Source organism: Pseudomonas sp. H9 (assembly GCF_004353925.1).
GTDB lineage: Bacteria > Pseudomonadota > Gammaproteobacteria > Pseudomonadales > Pseudomonadaceae > Aquipseudomonas.
On sequence record NZ_SMOK01000010.1, the window covers coordinates 72,831 to 89,180 of the forward strand.

Annotated in this window: 14 protein-coding genes; 6 read left to right on the plus strand and 8 right to left on the minus strand. The window is 60.9% G+C overall.

Features of this window, described 5'->3' with window-relative positions; genetic code table 11:
• The first annotated feature begins 42 nt into the window (after nt 1-42).
• Entirely contained in the window at nt 43-618 is a 576-nt protein-coding gene (gene mobA / locus E1573_RS07480; RefSeq protein WP_133212161.1) for a molybdenum cofactor guanylyltransferase MobA, read from the plus strand.
• Nucleotides 619-706: 88 nt separating this feature from the next.
• Here mobA and E1573_RS07485 read toward each other — a convergent pair whose 3' ends face one another.
• From E1573_RS07485 to E1573_RS07505, 5 genes are all read right to left on the minus strand, one after another.
• Entirely contained in the window at nt 707-1,135 is a 429-nt protein-coding gene (locus E1573_RS07485; protein ID WP_133212163.1) for a MarR family winged helix-turn-helix transcriptional regulator, read from the minus strand.
• Nucleotides 1,136-1,240: 105 nt separating this feature from the next.
• Nucleotides 1,241-1,927 carry a ribulose-phosphate 3-epimerase gene (rpe, locus tag E1573_RS07490; protein ID WP_133212165.1) on the minus strand — a complete coding sequence of 229 codons (687 nt, stop codon included), beginning with the start codon at nt 1,925-1,927 and terminating at the stop codon, nt 1,241-1,243.
• 12 nt (nt 1,928-1,939) lie between these two features.
• Nucleotides 1,940-2,866, minus strand: a complete 927-nt coding sequence (locus E1573_RS07495; protein WP_133212167.1) for an alpha/beta fold hydrolase — start codon at nt 2,864-2,866, stop codon at nt 1,940-1,942.
• Between the two features lie 37 nt (nt 2,867-2,903).
• On the minus strand, nt 2,904-4,481 hold the full coding sequence (locus tag E1573_RS07500; protein WP_133212169.1) for a class I adenylate-forming enzyme family protein: 1,578 nt from the start codon (nt 4,479-4,481) through the stop codon (nt 2,904-2,906).
• Nucleotides 4,468-6,069, minus strand: coding sequence for a phosphopantetheine-binding protein (locus E1573_RS07505; protein WP_133212171.1), 1,602 nt, complete (start codon nt 6,067-6,069; stop codon nt 4,468-4,470). The genes E1573_RS07500 and E1573_RS07505 overlap by 14 nt, the downstream gene beginning before the upstream one ends.
• A gap of 449 nt (nt 6,070-6,518) precedes the next feature.
• On the opposite strand from E1573_RS07505, the gene ccoN reads away from it, so the two are divergent.
• Nucleotides 6,519-7,946 (plus strand): cytochrome-c oxidase, cbb3-type subunit I, encoded by a 1,428-nt coding sequence (gene ccoN / locus E1573_RS07510; RefSeq protein ID WP_133212173.1) that lies wholly within the window; start codon nt 6,519-6,521, stop codon nt 7,944-7,946.
• 11 nt (nt 7,947-7,957) lie between these two features.
• Nucleotides 7,958-8,170 (plus strand): cbb3-type cytochrome c oxidase subunit 3, encoded by a 213-nt coding sequence (locus E1573_RS07515; protein ID WP_133212175.1) that lies wholly within the window; start codon nt 7,958-7,960, stop codon nt 8,168-8,170.
• Nucleotides 8,171-8,229: 59 nt separating this feature from the next.
• Here E1573_RS07515 and E1573_RS07520 read toward each other — a convergent pair whose 3' ends face one another.
• The gene (locus E1573_RS07520) at nt 8,230-9,237 is read right to left on the minus strand and encodes an Ldh family oxidoreductase (RefSeq protein ID WP_133212177.1); all 1,008 of its coding nucleotides are present in this window, start codon (nt 9,235-9,237) and stop codon (nt 8,230-8,232) included.
• A gap of 93 nt (nt 9,238-9,330) precedes the next feature.
• Complete coding sequence (locus E1573_RS07525) at nt 9,331-9,519, minus strand: hypothetical protein (RefSeq protein ID WP_133212179.1); 189 nt, start codon at nt 9,517-9,519, stop codon at nt 9,331-9,333.
• Nucleotides 9,520-9,692: 173 nt separating this feature from the next.
• Here E1573_RS07525 and E1573_RS07530 point away from each other — a divergent pair, with 173 nt between their 5' ends.
• Nucleotides 9,693-10,559 (plus strand): LysR family transcriptional regulator, encoded by an 867-nt coding sequence (locus E1573_RS07530; RefSeq protein ID WP_133212181.1) that lies wholly within the window; start codon nt 9,693-9,695, stop codon nt 10,557-10,559.
• Here the strand turns inward: E1573_RS07530 and E1573_RS07535 are convergent.
• Nucleotides 10,533-11,690: an HPP family protein gene (locus tag E1573_RS07535; RefSeq protein WP_133212183.1), complete on the minus strand. Its 1,158-nt coding sequence runs from the start codon at nt 11,688-11,690 to the stop codon at nt 10,533-10,535. The two genes, E1573_RS07530 and E1573_RS07535, sit on opposite strands and share 27 nt — an antisense overlap.
• A gap of 304 nt (nt 11,691-11,994) precedes the next feature.
• Here E1573_RS07535 and E1573_RS07540 point away from each other — a divergent pair, with 304 nt between their 5' ends.
• Both E1573_RS07540 and E1573_RS07545 read left to right on the plus strand, forming a co-directional pair.
• The gene (locus tag E1573_RS07540) at nt 11,995-12,549 is read left to right on the plus strand and encodes an AAA family ATPase (protein WP_133212185.1); all 555 of its coding nucleotides are present in this window, start codon (nt 11,995-11,997) and stop codon (nt 12,547-12,549) included.
• A gap of 274 nt (nt 12,550-12,823) precedes the next feature.
• Nucleotides 12,824-16,171, plus strand: coding sequence for an Ig-like domain-containing protein (locus E1573_RS07545; protein ID WP_256659489.1), 3,348 nt, complete (start codon nt 12,824-12,826; stop codon nt 16,169-16,171).
• Nucleotides 16,172-16,350 lie beyond the last annotated feature (179 nt).

The following is a 16,350-nucleotide window of genomic DNA, read 5'->3' on the forward strand; positions in this document are numbered from 1 at the left end:
GCATGGGAAGGTGAGCTGTTGAATTTGCCAGGAACCTTACCGATGCCCACCCCCGCGTCCCCCTGCTCCATCCTTCTGCTTGCCGGTGGCCGTGGCCAACGCATGGGGGGCCAGGACAAAGGCCTGCTGCAATGGAACGGCAAACCGCTGATTGCCCATGTGCAGGCAGTGGTGCGGCCGTTGACAGATGACCTGATCATCTCCTGTAACCGCAACCAGGGGCAGTACCAACCTTACGCGGACCAGTTGGTGAGTGACGCTGAGGCCGACTTCCCCGGACCACTGGCCGGCGTGCTGGCGGGGCTCAAGGTTGCCCGGCACCCTTGGCTGCTGGTGCTGGCTTGCGATGCACCGATGATCGACCGTGCCTTGCTGCTCGACCTGCTCAGCCAGATCAATGATCAGCAACACCCGGTGATGGTCCGTCAGGGAGGCTACTGGCAGCCGATGTTCAGCCTGATTCCTTGCGCCTTGCGCGATGACCTGGAATTGGCCTGGCAACAAGGTGATCGCAGCCTCCAGCGGGCACTGCTCAAGCACCCCGTACAGGCGCTTGAGTACCCGGAAGATGACCAACGCTTGAGCAACTTCAATACCCCGGCCTATCTGCAGCGCTAACTACCCGGTAGGAGCAGGCTTGCCCCGCGATAGCGGTGTGCCAGGTAGGTCGCTATCGCGGGGCAAGCCCGCTCCTACCGTGGTTGTGTCAGCGCAAGCGCGTACGAATCTGCTGGCACACGTTCAACACCTGCTGCACATCGCTCTCTATCAGGTCGATCTTGCAGGCCATGTTATTGAAGACTTTGGCCGCTTCGGCCTTGAGTGCTCGGCCTTTGTCGGTAAGCAGCACATTGCGCCGACGGCGATCATTAGGGTCAAGGTAGACGGTGATGAAACCGTTGTCGGCCAGGCGTTTGACAATCGGTGTCAAGGTACCGAGGTCGAACAAGGTCAACTCGCTCAGGGCGCTGATCGACACATCATCCTTTCCCCACAACCCGGCCATTACCAGCAGTTGCGGATAGGTGATGCCACGCTGCTTCAACGGCTCGGCGTAATCGCGAACCATGGCGTTGGCTGTCGCATACAGCGAGAAGCACAGCATTTTGTCGAAGTCGAAGGTCGGGTCAAGCATACCTACCCTCCCAGGCCCGAACAAACGGCTGCAAGGTGATTTCGGTTGTATTAGGCAAGGACAGATAACTCATGCAGGATTCACGCGAATCGTGGGTAAAGCCACTTATTGGTTATGGTGCGGTACAGCGGCGGCAATCTCGCGGCGCAAGGCCGAGATCGTGGAGCGGTAATCGCGCTCCGCGAAGATTGCCGTACCCGCCACGAACATGTCTGCGCCGGCGGCTGCAACCTGACCAATGGTCTGCAGATTGACCCCACCGTCGACTTCCAGGCGGATGTTTTGGCCACTCTCGTCGATCAGCTTGCGCGCTGCGGCGATCTTGGGCAACACCTGCGGGATGAAGCGCTGGCCGCCAAAACCCGGGTTAACCGACATCAACAGGATCAGGTCAAGGCGATCGAGTACATAGTGGGCGGCGTCCAGCGTACTGGCCGGGTTGAACACCAGCCCGGCCTTGCAGCCCAGGTCTTTGATCAGCTGAATTGAACGGTCCAGGTGCAGGGTGGCCTCCGGATGTATTGAAATGTAATCGGCACCGGCTTGCGCGAAAGCCTGGATCATACTGTCCACCGGGGTGACCATCAGGTGCACATCAATCGGCGCGGTAATGCCGTGGCTTCGCAAGGCCTTGCAGAACTGTGGGCCCATGGTCAGGTTGGGCACATAGTGGTTGTCCATGACATCGATATGGATGACATCGGCACCTGCCGCCAGCACCTGTTCGGCCTCCTCCCCCAGCCGGGCGAAATCAGCCGCCAGAATCGACGGTGCTATCCAGAATTCTTTCACGTACCTACTCCGTTACTGATTGACGATGCGTTGTTGGGGCCCCGAATCACTGGTCGCCAATGCCACGTTGAGTTGCTCGATCAACGTGGTTGTCGGGTTGTCCAGATGAAAATGGTGGCCGCCGTCGTGCCAGTGCACCCGGGTATCCGGGGGCAAGGCATGCTTTCGTTTGTCGAACGCGCTACCGGCGAACAAGCCCTGCCGCCCGAGCATCAGTTGCAGCGGGCACGTAATGTGTTGCAGGAACTCACAGGCCTGGCGTTCAGTCAGCTGCAAGGGCTCAGGCAGTACCAGGCGCGGGTCGTGGCGCCAGCGGTAGCCATGCCCCAGGTTGAGCAGGTCGCGCATCGCCAGCAACCTGGCGCCTTCGGCACTCAGGCTGCCATCGATGCTGTTGCGCCGCTCGTTGATGGCCATTTCCAGGCTATTGAACTGGGCCTCCTCTGGCCCGCTGAATCCGTGCAGGCGTGTGCGCAGGGCCAGCCGCAACAAGCGTTGAGCTTTGCGCAGGTGCTCGACAGTGTTGCCGTCGTCCACGGTAAAGGGCGCGCCCATACCATCAATGAACACCATGTGCTCAATGTTGCGATTCATCGCCGCCAGTATCGACGCCACCCCCGTGCCCATGGAATGTCCCAGCACGCTAAAGCGCTTCCAGCCCAGGCACTCGACCAGGGCGTTCATGTCATCGGCGTGTTCCCACAGGTAGTAACCACTGTCGGCCCGGCGGTGATCGGAGCGACCGTGCCCGGCCAGATCCGGCGCCACCACAAAGCAATTGCGCAGCTCCGGGGCAATCAGCTCGAAGGACGCGGCGTTGTCCAGCCAGCCGTGCAGTGCCAACACCGGGCGACCGCTTTCCTTGCCCCACGTGCGCAAGGCAAAGTGGTTGCCGTTGACATCCAGTGTCAGGTCACGACCGTTTCGCCCCTGATTCATCGCTATACCTCCCTCTGCAACCAACGCGCCCTGACGTTCATCCGGCAACCATCGGCTGGGCATTGCGTGCCGAGCGCTGCAACTGCTGCAAATCCACCTTGCCATTGGCGGTGCGGGGCAAGCTGCTTTCGATACTGATGGACAACGGCACCTTGTACGGTTCCAGGCCCTGCCGGCAGTGCTCAAGCAACTGCTCCGCGTTCAGGCTCGCACCCTGGCCCAACGTGATGAACGCACACAGCCCTTCTCCGACTGATTCATGCTCGACACCCACCACGGCCGCCGCCTCCACACCGTCAATGGCATAGAGAAAGCCCTCCACTTCACTGGGGCTGACCTTCATGCCGCGTGACTTGATCATGTGGTCCATGCGCCCGTGAAAATACAGGTAGCCATCTTCGTCGAGGCTGCAGTAGTCGCCGGTGTACAGCACGTTCTCACCCGGATAGCGCCCTGGCTTGAGCTTGAGCGCCGTGGCGGCGGGGTTACGCCAGTAGCCGGCCATGACCGTCGCACCACGAATCACCAACTGGCCAACCTGATGGGGTTCATCGATGCGCCGGTCTTGTTCGTCGACCAGCCACAACTCGGTGTTGGGGATCGCGATACCCACACTGCCCGGCTTGTCGTCGATGTCTTCAGGCGGCAAGTACGTGCAGCGCTTGCATTCGGTCAGGCCGTACATCGAGAAAATCTGCGCCTGCGGGAACAGTGCTTTCATCTGAGCGATGTGCGGTGCCTTGAGCGCAGCACCGGTGTTGGTGACCATTCGTACATCAGCGAAGACCGACTCGCGCTTGCGTGCATATTCATGTAGCAAGGTCAGCATGGTCGGCACGAACGGGATCACCGTGACCTGGTACTGGCGGATTTTTTTGATCAGGAAAATCGGCCAGGTGAACTCCTTCTCCAGCACCAGGGTGGCCCCGGCGTTGATGGCCATGATCATCTGATACAGGCCGTAGTCGAACGACAACGGCAGTGCGCACAGTACATTGTCGGTTTCGCGGTAGCCCAGGTAAGTGTCGAGAGACGCCAGGGCCGCCAGCATGTTGCGGTGCGTGAGCATGACCCCCTTGGGCGCACCGGTGGAACCTGAGGTGTAGATGATCGCCGCCAGGTCGAGGTCAAGGTTGCCCGTCGGCAGCGGAACACCGGCGCCCTGCCCGAGCAGGCTTTCGAAAGTCTGCGCCACGGGCGAATCGGCTTCACCGTCGAGCAGCACGATCTGGCGCAGGTGGCCAAGGCCGGTGATGCTGGCTGGGAGGCTGGCGACTTTGTCAGTGGTGGTGATCAGCACCGAGGCTTCGGCATCACGCACGATGAAGTCGAGGCTGTCGGCCGTGGTTTCCAGGCCGACATTGACCACGACGCCCCCGGCTTTGAGGATGCCCCAAAACGCACAGACCATTTCGACCCGGTTGCCCAGGCACACCACCACCCGCTCCTGGCGTTGCAGGCCATTGGCCTGCAGCCCGGCAGCCAGGCGCGCGCTGGCTTCGTCCAGTTGTGCATAGGTGTAGGCTTCATCGGCATAGATGATCGCCGCCTTGTCGGGATGCAAGCCGTTGCGGGTTTCCAGTACATCCTGCAACAGCACTTCACGCGCTTTCATGTTGTACCTCGACAGCCTTTACAGATCGATGGGTCTGGCGCGGCTGGCGATGCGCATCGATATAGTCGGCCAGGGTCGCCACGGTGTTGAAATGCCTTGGCACGATGGTGTCCGGGTTGACGAAGAAGCCTTCGATTTCGTCTTCCAGGCTGATCAACAGCTCCATCGAGGTCAGCGAATCCAGCCCCAGCTCATCGCGCAAATGCGAGTCGGCGTGGATGACCGTCCCTTCCGGCAACTTCAACACCACCCGCAAAATGTCGCTCAACTGGTGCTGGGTGGCCGCCCGCACCTCTGCCGCAGGTTCAGCGGCGGGCGCGGTGCTGAGCATGGCCTCGAGGGGCACGTCTGCGTGGCTGTCGCGAATATCCAGGGCTGTCTGCCGGGCCCGGACCAGAAACAACTGATTGTTGCTGACCACCACTTCGGCCGGGTGGCCATGGCTGTGGAACAACGTCGGCGAGGCGGTAGGGCCATAGGCTCCGGAAGCAGTCACGGCGAGCAAGTCGCCCTCTTGCAAGGCCTCCAGGCAAACATCCCGGCCAAGCAGATCGTCAGGGCTGCAGAGCGGCCCGGAAACGTGGTATTGGCAAAGCGGTGCGGGGTGGCTGCCGGTCACTTTGACGATATTGAAATTGCGCTTGAGCACTTGCCCGCTGCCCGCTGCCGCACCATGGCAGTTGGTCCCACCATCGGTAACGGCAAACAGCTTGCCGTGGTTTTCTTTGATGTTGTCGACCGTTACCAGCAACGCGCCGCATTTACCGGCAATGAAACGTCCGGATTCAAGGATGATGCGCGTCTGCGGGAACTCGTGATGGAAGTCGTTGAACAGCGGCGCCAGCAACTGCTTGAGCTGTGTGGTATCCAGCTCTTTTTCGTTCTCGTAATACTTGATACCCAGGCCGCCACCGACATCGACCATGCGCATGTCCAGCTGATGACGCCGGGACAGGGTGCGGAACAGCTCAAGGATGTACGCGGCGTTGTCATACACCGACTGGGCATCGAGGATCTTGGTGCCGTTATACACGTGAATGCCCTTGACCCTGATGTTGGGCAGCGCCAGGTACTCGGCAAAGTTGGCAACGGCGGTGTCTTCCTGGATACCGAAATGCGTGGGCCGCCCGCCCATCTTCCAGGGTGAACCGGCTGCCGAGAAGTTCGGGTTGATGCGAATCGCGACCGGTGCATCACAACCCAGCTCCCCAGCCAGGGCTGACAACTTGCGCAGCTCGCTTTCGGACTCGACCACGATGGCGAACACCCCGACCTCAAGTGCGCGACGGTGCTCTTCCGGCTTCTTGTAGGGGCCTAACAGAATAATGTCCTGCGGCGCCACCCCTGCCTTCAGGGCAATTTCCAGCTCGCCCAGTGAGCAGACCTCCGTGTTGCCGCCGTAGGAGCGAATCAACTTCACCAGGGACAGGTTGGGGTTCACTTTCAGCGCGTAGAAAATGTCTACGCAATCCGGCAATGCGTCGCGCAACTCGCTGTAACTGCTGCGCAGCACTGCTTCATCGTAGAGGTAAGTTGGCGTCCCGAACGTCGCTTTTGCCTGTAGGACGAGTTCCTTGGATAGCTTCATCTGTTGCTCCCGTCGTTCTTATAGTGTCCCGCTCTGTTGGCGCTGTTTGCTGACACTGTGTAAGCACAGTCGCACAGGCCTAACGGCAGATTGGCTTCATTTTTGATCGCGCTGAACTGACATGACCTTAGGAACAAGGTAAAACTTTGCGCGCAAAGTTTTTAGAAATTCTGCGTCCGCGCCAAAGGTGATGTCAAGGCAATTCCAGCGCCCACCAACTGCGGCATAAAAGCGCGGCGACCAATGGTTCGAGGCGCAGAACAGGGATATTTCGTCGCACCCCGGACAGAACAGTACCGCTTTTCCCCAGTAAATACGGGGCTATTATCTGATCCGCTGTTCTGCCCAGTTTCTGAGTCTGTTTTGAAAGCAGGCGGGTTCCTACAGTCTGCGCCGATGTCCTACCCCTTCAGGAAGGACGCGACCTACAGGAACTGTGGAAACTAGCGATGAGCACACATCAACAGGCCCAAGCCTATAACTACAAAGTGGTCCGGCAATTCGTCATCATGACGGTGTTCTGGGGCATCGTCGGGATGGCGATGGGCGTATGGATCGCCTCTCAACTGGTCTGGCCGGAACTCAACCTCGAACTGCCCTGGACCAGCTTTGGTCGTTTGCGCCCCTTGCACACCAGCCTGGTGATCTTCGGCTTCGCCGGCAGTGCGCAATTTGCCGCCAGCTACTACGCGGTGCAGCGCACCTGCCAGGTGCGGCTGTACAGCGACAAACTGGCCGCCTTCACCTTCTGGGGCTGGCAGGCGACGATCGTCATCATGCTGATCAGCCTGCCACTGGGCCTGACCACCACCAAGGAATACGCTGAAATCGAGTTCGCCGGCGCGGTGTGGATGGCCATCGTTTGGGTCGCCTACGGCATCGTGTTCTTTGCCACATTGCTGCGTCGCAAGGCTAAGCACATCTATGTCGGTAACTGGTTCTTCGGCGCGTTCATCGTGGTGATCGCCATGCTGCACGTGGTCAACCACCTGTCTATTCCGGTCAGTTGGTTCAAGTCCTACCCGGTCTACTCCGGTGCTACCGACGCCATGGTGCAGTGGTGGTACGGGCATAACGCGGTGGGCTTCTTCCTGACCACCGGTTTTCTGGGGATGATGTACTACTTCGTGCCCAAGCAGGTGGGCCGCCCGGTGTACTCCTATCGCCTGTCGATCGTGCACTTCTGGGCGCTGATCACCCTGTACATCTGGGCCGGTCCGCACCACCTGCACTACACCGCCCTGCCCGACTGGGCACAGTCGCTGGGCATGGCCATGTCGCTGATCCTGCTGGCACCGAGCTGGGGCGGCATGATCAACGGCATGATGACCCTGTCGGGGGCCTGGCATAAGCTGCGTACCGACCCGATCCTGCGTTTTCTGGTGCTGTCGCTGGCGTTCTACGGTATGTCGACCTTTGAAGGCCCGATGATGGCGATCAAGACCGTCAACGCCCTGTCCCACTACACCGACTGGACCATTGGCCACGTCCATGCCGGTGCGCTGGGTTGGGTTGCGATGATTACCTTCGGCTCGCTCTACCACATGATCCCGAAAGTCTTCGGCCGCGAGCAAATGCACAGCATCGGCCTGATCAACCTGCACTTCTGGCTGGCGACCATCGGCACCGTGCTTTATATCGCCTCGATGTGGGTCAACGGCATCACCCAGGGCTTGATGTGGCGCGCCACCAACGAAGACGGCACCCTGACGTACTCGTTTGTCGAGGCGTTGGTGGCCAGCCATCCGGGGTTCCTGGTGCGTTTCATTGGCGGCGTGTTCTTCCTCAGCGGCATGCTGCTGATGGCCTACAACACCTGGCGTACCGTCCGCGTGGCGGATGAACAGCTGGCGTTGTCCAACGCCCGCATGGCCTGAGGAGTACCGTCATGGACAGCTGGATCTATGCGCTGTCTTGCCTGACCGGCGTCGCGTTCTTCTACCTGGTGACCAGCGCCTGCCTGCGCGGCCATAGCCGCGAGGTCGATGAACAGGTCAGCCTGATACCTTTTGCAGATGACCCGGTCGTAGCACAGCGGGTCGAGCAAGCGATTGGTAAACCGGTGCCAGCGGTCAGGCCGGACGCGGCGCTGAAGGCCTGAAAATCGCGGGGCAAGCCCGCTCCCACTGTGGGAGCGGGCTTGCCCCGCGATACTTCCCCTTAATCGATTAGTGCCCTGAGATCGTTGTACAGGGCCTCTGGAATCTCCACCCCTTCCACCACACTGCGCGCCCGCGCGGCATAGCGGCGCTGCGACGGCAAGCGCGCACCCTGCCCTTCAATACTGGTGAAGATCGTTTCAGCCCGCGCCAAGTGTTGCTCAGCCGATTCACCCAAAAACCGCTTGGGATCCAGGGCGATCAGCAGTTCACCGTGGTACGGCGACGATTTGCTGCCTTCGGCATGGGCCAGCGATTCAGCACTGGTCAGGTCACCAATCAATGGTCCGGCGATCAATTCGACCATCGCCGCCAATGCCGAGCCTTTGTGCCCACCAAAGGTCAACATCGCCCCACGGTCCAGCACTACGTTGGGGTCGGTGCTGGGCTGGCCGTGTTCGTCTACCCCCCAGCCCTCGGGGATGGCCTTGCCCGCGCGCCGATGCAGCTCGATGTCGCCGCGGGCGATGGCACTGGTGGCGAAATCAAACACAAACGGTTGCTTGCCCGCCCTCGGCCAACCGAATGCAATCGGGTTGGTGCCAAACACCGGCTGATGGCCACCCGCCGGTGCCACCCAGGCATGGCTCGGGGTAAACGCCATCGCCACCAGGCCGGCGTCGGCCAACTGCTCGATCTCTACCCATAAGGCCGAAAAATGCACACAGCGGTTGATCGCCAGGGCGGCGATACCGGTGCTGCGGGCTTTGGCTTGCAACAGCGGCAAACCCGCCTGGAACGCCAGTTGCGAGAAGCCGCCAGCGGCGTCGACCCGCACGATCGAGGGTGCTTGGTCAATCACATCGGGACGTGCGTCGGCCACCACCTTGCCCGCCTTGAGTGAACTGACGCAACCGAGCACCCGGTACAGGCCATGAGAGGCGCAACCGTCGCGCTCGCCGGCCACGATGGTATCGCTCACCGCCCGGGAGTGGTCGGCGCTAAAGCCATTGTGCAAGAGAATCGAATGGGCCAGTGCATGCGCATCAGACAGGGTCAGTCGAATCATGGTCATCTCCTTGATCAGACTGCCCAGCCTGCCCGAGCGCTGCCGCCCAGGCTTGATCGCTTTAACCCGTTACGATGACGAACTCGGCACAGCCTACTCCTCAGCCTGGGGGAAGTTGCGACAGCTTTTGCGTTCGGCCAGCTCTCGTGCACTGGGGGGCTGGTCAACGAACACCGCATGGCCATCCTTGTAGATTTCCAGATACCCCCAGTGCAAATCCTCATCACGCTGACCGGGCTTGGGCGGCTCGCGCCACCAGGGTTCTCGACTGATCAGCTCCATGGCCTGGCTCCGCTCGGAAAGATCTGTTCACTATAGACATTTGGCCAATGTGCAGGAGTGGGCTTGCCCCGCGATTGTGATGTGGCTTGCAGATCGCAATCGCGGGGCAAGCCCGCTCCTACCTTCGCTGTAAACCCTCTAGAATGGGCAACCTTCTCCAATCGGCAACCCCCATGGATATCGAGCTGGCCCGCACCTTCCTTGAAATCGTCCGCACCGGCAGCCTGGTGTCCGCCGCCGAGCGTCTGCACGTCACCCAGACCGCAATCACCGCACGGGTGCAAAAGCTGGAGCAGCAGCTGTCTTGCCAGTTGTTCATCCGCAGCCGCAGTGGCGCCAGCCTCACCGCCGATGGCGAGGCGTTCGTGGTGTATGCCAATCAGCTTGTGCAAACCTGGGAGGCAGCGCGCCGTGACCTGCCATTACCGGAGGGTTGCCATCAGGTGCTGCATATCGGTGGCGAAGTCAGCCTGGGCAACCCCATGGTGCTGGACTGGGTCAGTGCCCTGCACCGCAGCCTGCCCAGCCATGCCATCCGCAGTGAAGTGAGTGACGGCGAGTCATTGCTGCAGCGCCTGGAAATGGGCGTGCTCGACGCCGTGCTGGTCTATCAACCTACGTACGGCCCGGGCCTGCAAGTCGAACAGCTGATGGAAGAGAAGCTGATCCGCATCCGCCGTACCGACAAACCCGAACCTTACATTTATATCGACTGGGGCCAGGCCTTCCGCCGTCAGCACGACGCCGCCCTGCCCGAGTGCGCACGCCCGGCCCTGAGTTTCAACCTCGGCCCGCTGGCCTTGCAGTTCATTCTGGAAAACGGCGGCAGTGGCTACTTCCGTACCCGCGTGGTTCAGAGCTACCTGGACAGCGGCATCTTCGAACGCGTGCCTCAGGCGCCGGAATTCACCTATCCGACCTACCTGGTGCACGCCCGCGAGCGCGACAGTGAAGCCTTGCAGCAAGCCTTCAGGGTGCTACGCGAATTGATCGCCAACGGTGAAAGCGACTGGTCACAACGCTGGGATCCGGTGATCTGAGCGCGCGGCGGCGCTGAGCAAGTGCCGCTTGAGCCCGGCGATCAGGTCGGTCTGGGTGATCACCCCGACCAATTGCGACCCATCCAGCACCGGCAAGCAATGCAAACCCTGTTCGCTGAGTAACGGAATCAACGCCACGGCAGGCTCATCACTGCGCACGGTCATCACAGGGCGGCTCATGATCTGCTCAACCCGCACCTGCCTCCGGCGCAACAGCCCGCGCCAACTGAAGCGCCCCTGGGCCATGACAGCAGCCAGCAGATCGCTGAGCGTCACGATACCCACCAACTGTTTGTTCCCATCCAGCACTGGCAAGGCCTTCAAGTGATGCCCCGACAATAACTGCCACGCCTGCTGCAATGAGGTGTCTGGGCTTGCCTGCTGCACATCCCGTGACATCACCGATGCCGCAGTAATCCCACCCAGGCTGCGCTGCAAGGCATGTTGCTCGGTTGCCAGAATGATCCGTTCCAGCTCATCGCGGGTCACGTCGACAAACTCGCCCAACTCTTCCAGCGCCTGATCCAGGTCTGCGCCGCTGACGCCAACCCGCTCGCCCGGCGCACTATCGCGGGTGTGGTGCAGGTCTTTGCGCGGCACCGCTGTTTTTGGGTAACGCACCCCGGTCAAGCGGTTATAGATCACCGCCACGGCGAGCAGCACCAGCGCGTTGAGCAGAATCGGCTCAAACACCCGGTCTCCCAGCGACGCGAGGGTTGAGTCCGCCAGCACCACACTCACCGCCACCCCGCCGCCCGGCGGGTGCAGGCAGCGCAGCACACACATCACCACCAACGCCAGCCCCAGCGCCAGTGCGGCCACCCACAACGCCGAGCCGAACCAATGGTGTAACACCAGCCCCACGGCCGTGGCACAGGCATAACTGCCAACAAACGGCCAAGGCTGCGCCAGTGCCCCGGAATGCACGGCAAACAGCAACACCGCCGAAGCTGCCAGCGGCCCGAGCAAGTGCAGGGCCACGGCACTGCCAAAAGCGTAGCTGCAAGCGGTGCCGGCCAGAAAAAGACCGAGCAACACACCCACACCTGCGCGCAGCCATTCTTTCGGAGGGATATTCAGCGGGGCCGGCAATAACCGGGCAAAGCCTTGGTTCAAACGCTGGGAAAACATGGAGAGAGGACTACCTGGCAGTAAAAAAAGCCCGGCCGACTGGCTGGGCTGAGTATTGCAAGCGCAATACCTAAGGGGCTCCGTCCATGGAGATGGAAATTTTGCGGATTTTGCCGGGCAAGCATGACAAGGTGGTAATTCAAAAAACTGAAGCCTGAGTGCAAAAGTTTTGAAGCGTTTGGTGGGAGCGGGCTTGCCCCGCGATAGCGATCTGTCAGTCACACCGCTTCGCGGGGCAAGCCCGCTCCTACAGGTCTAAAAAACCTGCACAATGGCCGGCTTTTTCCCGGAAAGGACTTCCACCATGCAGCGCATCGTCATTTTAGGTAACGCCGGAAGCGGGAAATCAACTTTGGCACGCCTGTTGGGGCAACAGCTGAATGTGCCTGTCGTGCACCTGGACCGTCTGTTCTGGGAACCCGGCTGGACCGAGCCCGACCCTGATCAGTTCCGCGAGCGCGTCAGCCTCGCGGTGTCATCAGACGCCTGGGTATGTGAAGGCAACTATGCCCGACGCACCTTCGATTTGCGCCTGCCTCGCGCGCAATTGATCATCTGGCTGGATACGCCACGCCTGACCTGCTTTCGCCGTGTGATTGTGCGCAGCCTGCTGAACCGCCCCCGCCCTGACATGCCCGTTGGCTGCAGCGAAAAACTGGACAAAGCGTTCCTGACTTTTCTCAAGTTCGTCTGGACCTTCGACCATGGCTACCGCCCCGGTATCGAGGCCGTTCGCCAGGCCGTCGGGCCCCAAGTGCCGGTGGTGCATTTGAGTGGGGCGCAGCAGATTGCCGAGTTTTTGCAGCGCTGCCACTGCCATCCGAACTGGCTGCAATCGCCACCAGAAATGGGGACCTAGCCCCATACCCACCAGCGCCCCCCAGCCAATGAGCGGAAAATCCCCCACTACCCCCATCGCCCCCTGAGAAACAATTAGAAACATCCTGCTAATAATTCTCAGTTTTTTTGCCGCCCCGCGCACATGGCCCGGCAGTTGCTACAGCCCTTCTAACGCAGCAGCTGCCGCCCTCAACGGGGCGGCAGGTTTCGCCGTTTCGGCATGACGCGAGGGGAAAGCAATGAAAAATGCGACACGAGGGTTCGTTTCTCGAAACCGCTTGTGGGGGCCCGGTATGGTCTCTGTTTTGTTGTTCACCACCTACCTGGCTCCAATCAGCGCCGCTCCACTGGATAATTTCGGCCCACCACCCCCCACCGACCCTTCAGCATTCACTAATCCACCCGCCGACCCCAAGGCTGCGCTCGAAGCCTTGGAAAGGTTACCGCAAGCCAACCAGGGCGCGCTGGCCTTGCCCAATGGCGTATTTGGCGACCGCAATACTCCGCGGGCCGACAACGTTCTGCCACCCGCCGCGCAGACCTCATTCAACTACCCCACCAACGGCAAACCCAGCCCGCTGTTCGGGGCGCTGCCGTATACCCAGCAACTGTTGTTGTTCGAAGAATTCGGCACGGAAAAGCTCGACCCGACCCTCCCTGCACCACCGCTGACGTTTCCGCTGCCCACCGTCGGCCCGGCCCCGCAGCAAGACCCGAACAGCGTAGCCCGCAGCGCGCCGTCAAACGCCGCACTGGATGCATTCATGCGCCAACCGGGCCTGTATCCTTTCCCGTCCGAGTTCTCCAACGTACTCGATCGCAACCCGTGGAAAGCGCAGATCGAAGACTTCCTCAACCGTTATCCGGTCGGATCACCTGCCGAGGGGCGGCCACCAGGAAAAGGCTGGTCGCACCAACGCTGGAACGAGTTCTTCCCTCAGGTCGACTTCAAAACCACTCAAACAGGTGCACGTCTGAACCTTGGTTTGCGTGACCGCGGGCAACTGCACAACTACGCAGTCGGTGAATTCGCGCCCGGCGGGCTCTACTACCAGACTTCGGACATCCCAACCACGACCGGCACCACCCGCGGCATCGACACACGCTTTCACCCCAACATGCCGCTGCAGAACCACAATTCGCTGTGGACCTTCGATGGCACCTTCCCCCCAAAACTGTTGATGGCCCGCCTCGGCCAACCCTTGCTGATGCGCCACTACAATGCCCTGCCCATCGACCCGGCAGCCAACGCCGGGTTCGGCCTGCACACCATCAGCACCCATGAGCACAACGGCCACTCACCTGCAGAGAGCGATGGCTACACCAACGCATTTTTCTTTCCGGGGCAGTACTACGACTATCGCTGGCCGCTGCAACTGGCCGGTTACGACAGCATCAACACCGATGCTCAAGACCCGCGTGCAGCGTTCCCCTGCTCGCCTGGCGAAAAACTGTTCGTCAACGACAAAAGCCCGGGCCTGAAAACCTGTGACAACGGCAGCATCAAGATTCGCGGTGACTGGCACGAAACCATGAGCACCCACTGGTTCCACGACCACATGCTCGATTTCACCGCGCAGAACGTCTACAAAGGCAACGCAGTGATGATGAACTATTACAGCGCCCTCGACCGCGGCAACGAAGCGCTCGACGATGGCGTCAACCTGCGGCTGCCCAGCGGCTCGGCATTACCCTGGGGCAACCGCGACTACGACGTGAACCTGGTGATCGCCGACAAGGCCTGGGATGAGAATGGCCAGCTGTGGTTCAACCCGTTCAACACCGATGGCTTCCTTGGCGACCAGATCCTGGTCAACTGGCAGTACCAGCCGCGCCTGAAAGTCCGCGCGCGCAGCTACCGCTTCCGTATCCTCAATGGCTCGGTGTCGCGTTACTTCCGGTTGGCGGTGGTGCGTGAAGTCGCCGGCACCGGTGGCGAGTTTCCGGGGCCGTCGGGCTCTGGCGTGTCGTACACCCGTGTGCCGTTCCACATGATTGCCAACGACGGCAACATCATGGAGCACTCAGTGCCGTTCGACGGCAGCATGGACCTGGACGGCGACGGTGATCGGCAGAACCACAACGCGATTCTGCCGACCCAAGGCATCGCCGAGCGTTTCGACATCATCATCAACTTCGCCAAGAACGGGATCAAACCCGGTGACAAGCTGTACTTCGTCAACCTGATGGAACACAAAACCGGCAAAGGCCCGGAGAAAAACCCCTTGAGCCTGGCCGATGTGTTGTCGGAGAAGTACAAAGCGGTGATCAAGCAGACCAGCAAAGGCCCGCAATGGGACAAAGGTGACCCGGCGGTGGGCAAGTTCCTGCAACTGCTGGTGCAGCCTTACAGCGGGCAAGACGTGAGCATGAACCCGGCCGACTTCGAACCGGCAAAACCGGGCAAGCCGGCAGGTAAAACCATGATCCCGCTGACCCTGGATCGGGACGACCCGGCCGTCCAGGCCAAGCTCAAAGTGGCGCGGCATCGCGAGTACATTTTCGGTCGTTCCGACGGCACCGACGAGGCGCCATGGACGATCAAGACCGATGGCGGTGTGGGCTACACCATGGACCCGCGGCGTATCAGTGCCGCCCCGCAGCTGGCAACCGGGCCAACCGATGCCGGATTCGCCGGCGAAGGCACGTTGGAGGTGTGGAAAATCAAGAACGGTGGCAATGGCTGGAACCATCCGGTACATGTGCATTTTGAGGAAGGCATCATCCTCAGCCGCGACGGCAAGGCGCCACCGGAATGGGAGAAATGGGCGCGCAAAGACGTGTACCGCATCGGCGAAGGCATCGACAGCTCCGTGGATGTAGAAATGGCGATTCGCTTCCGTGAGTTTGCCGGTACCTACATGGAGCACTGCCACAACACCCAGCATGAGGACACCTCGATGCTGCTGCGTTGGGATGTCGAACATCCGGGGCAGTTTCAGTTGATGCCAACCCCGCTGCCGGGCTGGGACGGGGTCACCTATGTCAACTCGGCGGCATTGCCGACTTTCCGCACCGGCGACCGCGATGACAACAACCAGGGCAACAACCAAAAACCGCTGGCCAATCCCGACAGTGCTGTCAGCAACAACGGCCAACCGCTGATCATCAACGTACTGGCCAACGACACCGACCCTGACGGCAACCTGCCGTTGAAAGTGGTAGACCTGACACAACCGGACTCCGGCCAGGGCAGCACCAGCACCGACGGCGTCCGCGTCACTTACACACCACCGCCCAGCGTCCCGACACCGTTTACCGCAACCTTCACCTACAACGCCAGTGATGCCAAGGATGCGGTTTCGGAGAAACCGGCCACAGTGACGGTCGCAGTCAGCGCCGCAGTGGTCAATGAGGAACTGGTGGTCAGCAGTGCCACGGTGACCGCGCGCAGTAACAACCGCTACACCTGGGACTTGGCCGGTACCACGTCACTAGCGGCCGGCAACACAATCTCCGTGACGGCCTCGACCACCGGCGGCGCGGTGAGCCTTGGTACCGCCACACTCAGCCCGACTGGCACCGGAGCACGCTGGCGGGTGTCGGTCACCACCACCGGCAACGCTCCGACGGCGAGCCCGACGGTCACCGTCAACTCGTCGCTTGGGACGAAAGTGACTGCACCGGTGGGCGTGCGCTAACTACAACCGCCAGTAGGAGCGGGCTTGCCCCGCGATACGATGTGACAGACATATCGCTATCGCGGGGCAAGCCCGCTCCCACCAGGGTTTCAAAAATTCTGTGGGAGCGGGTTCACCCGCGAAGCAAACACCGCAGTGAATGGCACGGGCTTTGCCCGTGATCGCGGGTAAACCCTACA

What these genes read in the sequence shown, in the direction of transcription:
- E1573_RS07500 (WP_133212169.1), bottom strand. Translation starts at nt 4,481, where the DNA reads ATGAAAGCGCGTGAAGTGCTGTTGCAGGATGTACTGGAAACCCGCAAC.
- E1573_RS07535 (WP_133212183.1), bottom strand. Translation starts at nt 11,690, where the DNA reads ATGTTTTCCCAGCGTTTGAACCAAGGCTTTGCCCGGTTATTGCCGGCC.
- E1573_RS07505 (WP_133212171.1), bottom strand. Translation starts at nt 6,069, where the DNA reads ATGAAGCTATCCAAGGAACTCGTCCTACAGGCAAAAGCGACGTTCGGG.
- E1573_RS07540 (WP_133212185.1), top strand. Translation starts at nt 11,995, where the DNA reads ATGCAGCGCATCGTCATTTTAGGTAACGCCGGAAGCGGGAAATCAACT.
- E1573_RS07515 (WP_133212175.1), top strand. Translation starts at nt 7,958, where the DNA reads ATGGACAGCTGGATCTATGCGCTGTCTTGCCTGACCGGCGTCGCGTTC.
- E1573_RS07495 (WP_133212167.1), bottom strand. Translation starts at nt 2,866, where the DNA reads ATGAATCAGGGGCGAAACGGTCGTGACCTGACACTGGATGTCAACGGC.
- E1573_RS07525 (WP_133212179.1), bottom strand. Translation starts at nt 9,519, where the DNA reads ATGGAGCTGATCAGTCGAGAACCCTGGTGGCGCGAGCCGCCCAAGCCC.
- E1573_RS07520 (WP_133212177.1), bottom strand. Translation starts at nt 9,237, where the DNA reads ATGATTCGACTGACCCTGTCTGATGCGCATGCACTGGCCCATTCGATT.
- E1573_RS07545 (WP_256659489.1), top strand. Translation starts at nt 12,824, where the DNA reads ATGGTCTCTGTTTTGTTGTTCACCACCTACCTGGCTCCAATCAGCGCC.
- E1573_RS07530 (WP_133212181.1), top strand. Translation starts at nt 9,693, where the DNA reads ATGGATATCGAGCTGGCCCGCACCTTCCTTGAAATCGTCCGCACCGGC.
- E1573_RS07485 (WP_133212163.1), bottom strand. Translation starts at nt 1,135, where the DNA reads ATGCTTGACCCGACCTTCGACTTCGACAAAATGCTGTGCTTCTCGCTG.
- ccoN (WP_133212173.1), top strand. Translation starts at nt 6,519, where the DNA reads ATGAGCACACATCAACAGGCCCAAGCCTATAACTACAAAGTGGTCCGG.
- mobA (WP_133212161.1), top strand. Translation starts at nt 43, where the DNA reads ATGCCCACCCCCGCGTCCCCCTGCTCCATCCTTCTGCTTGCCGGTGGC.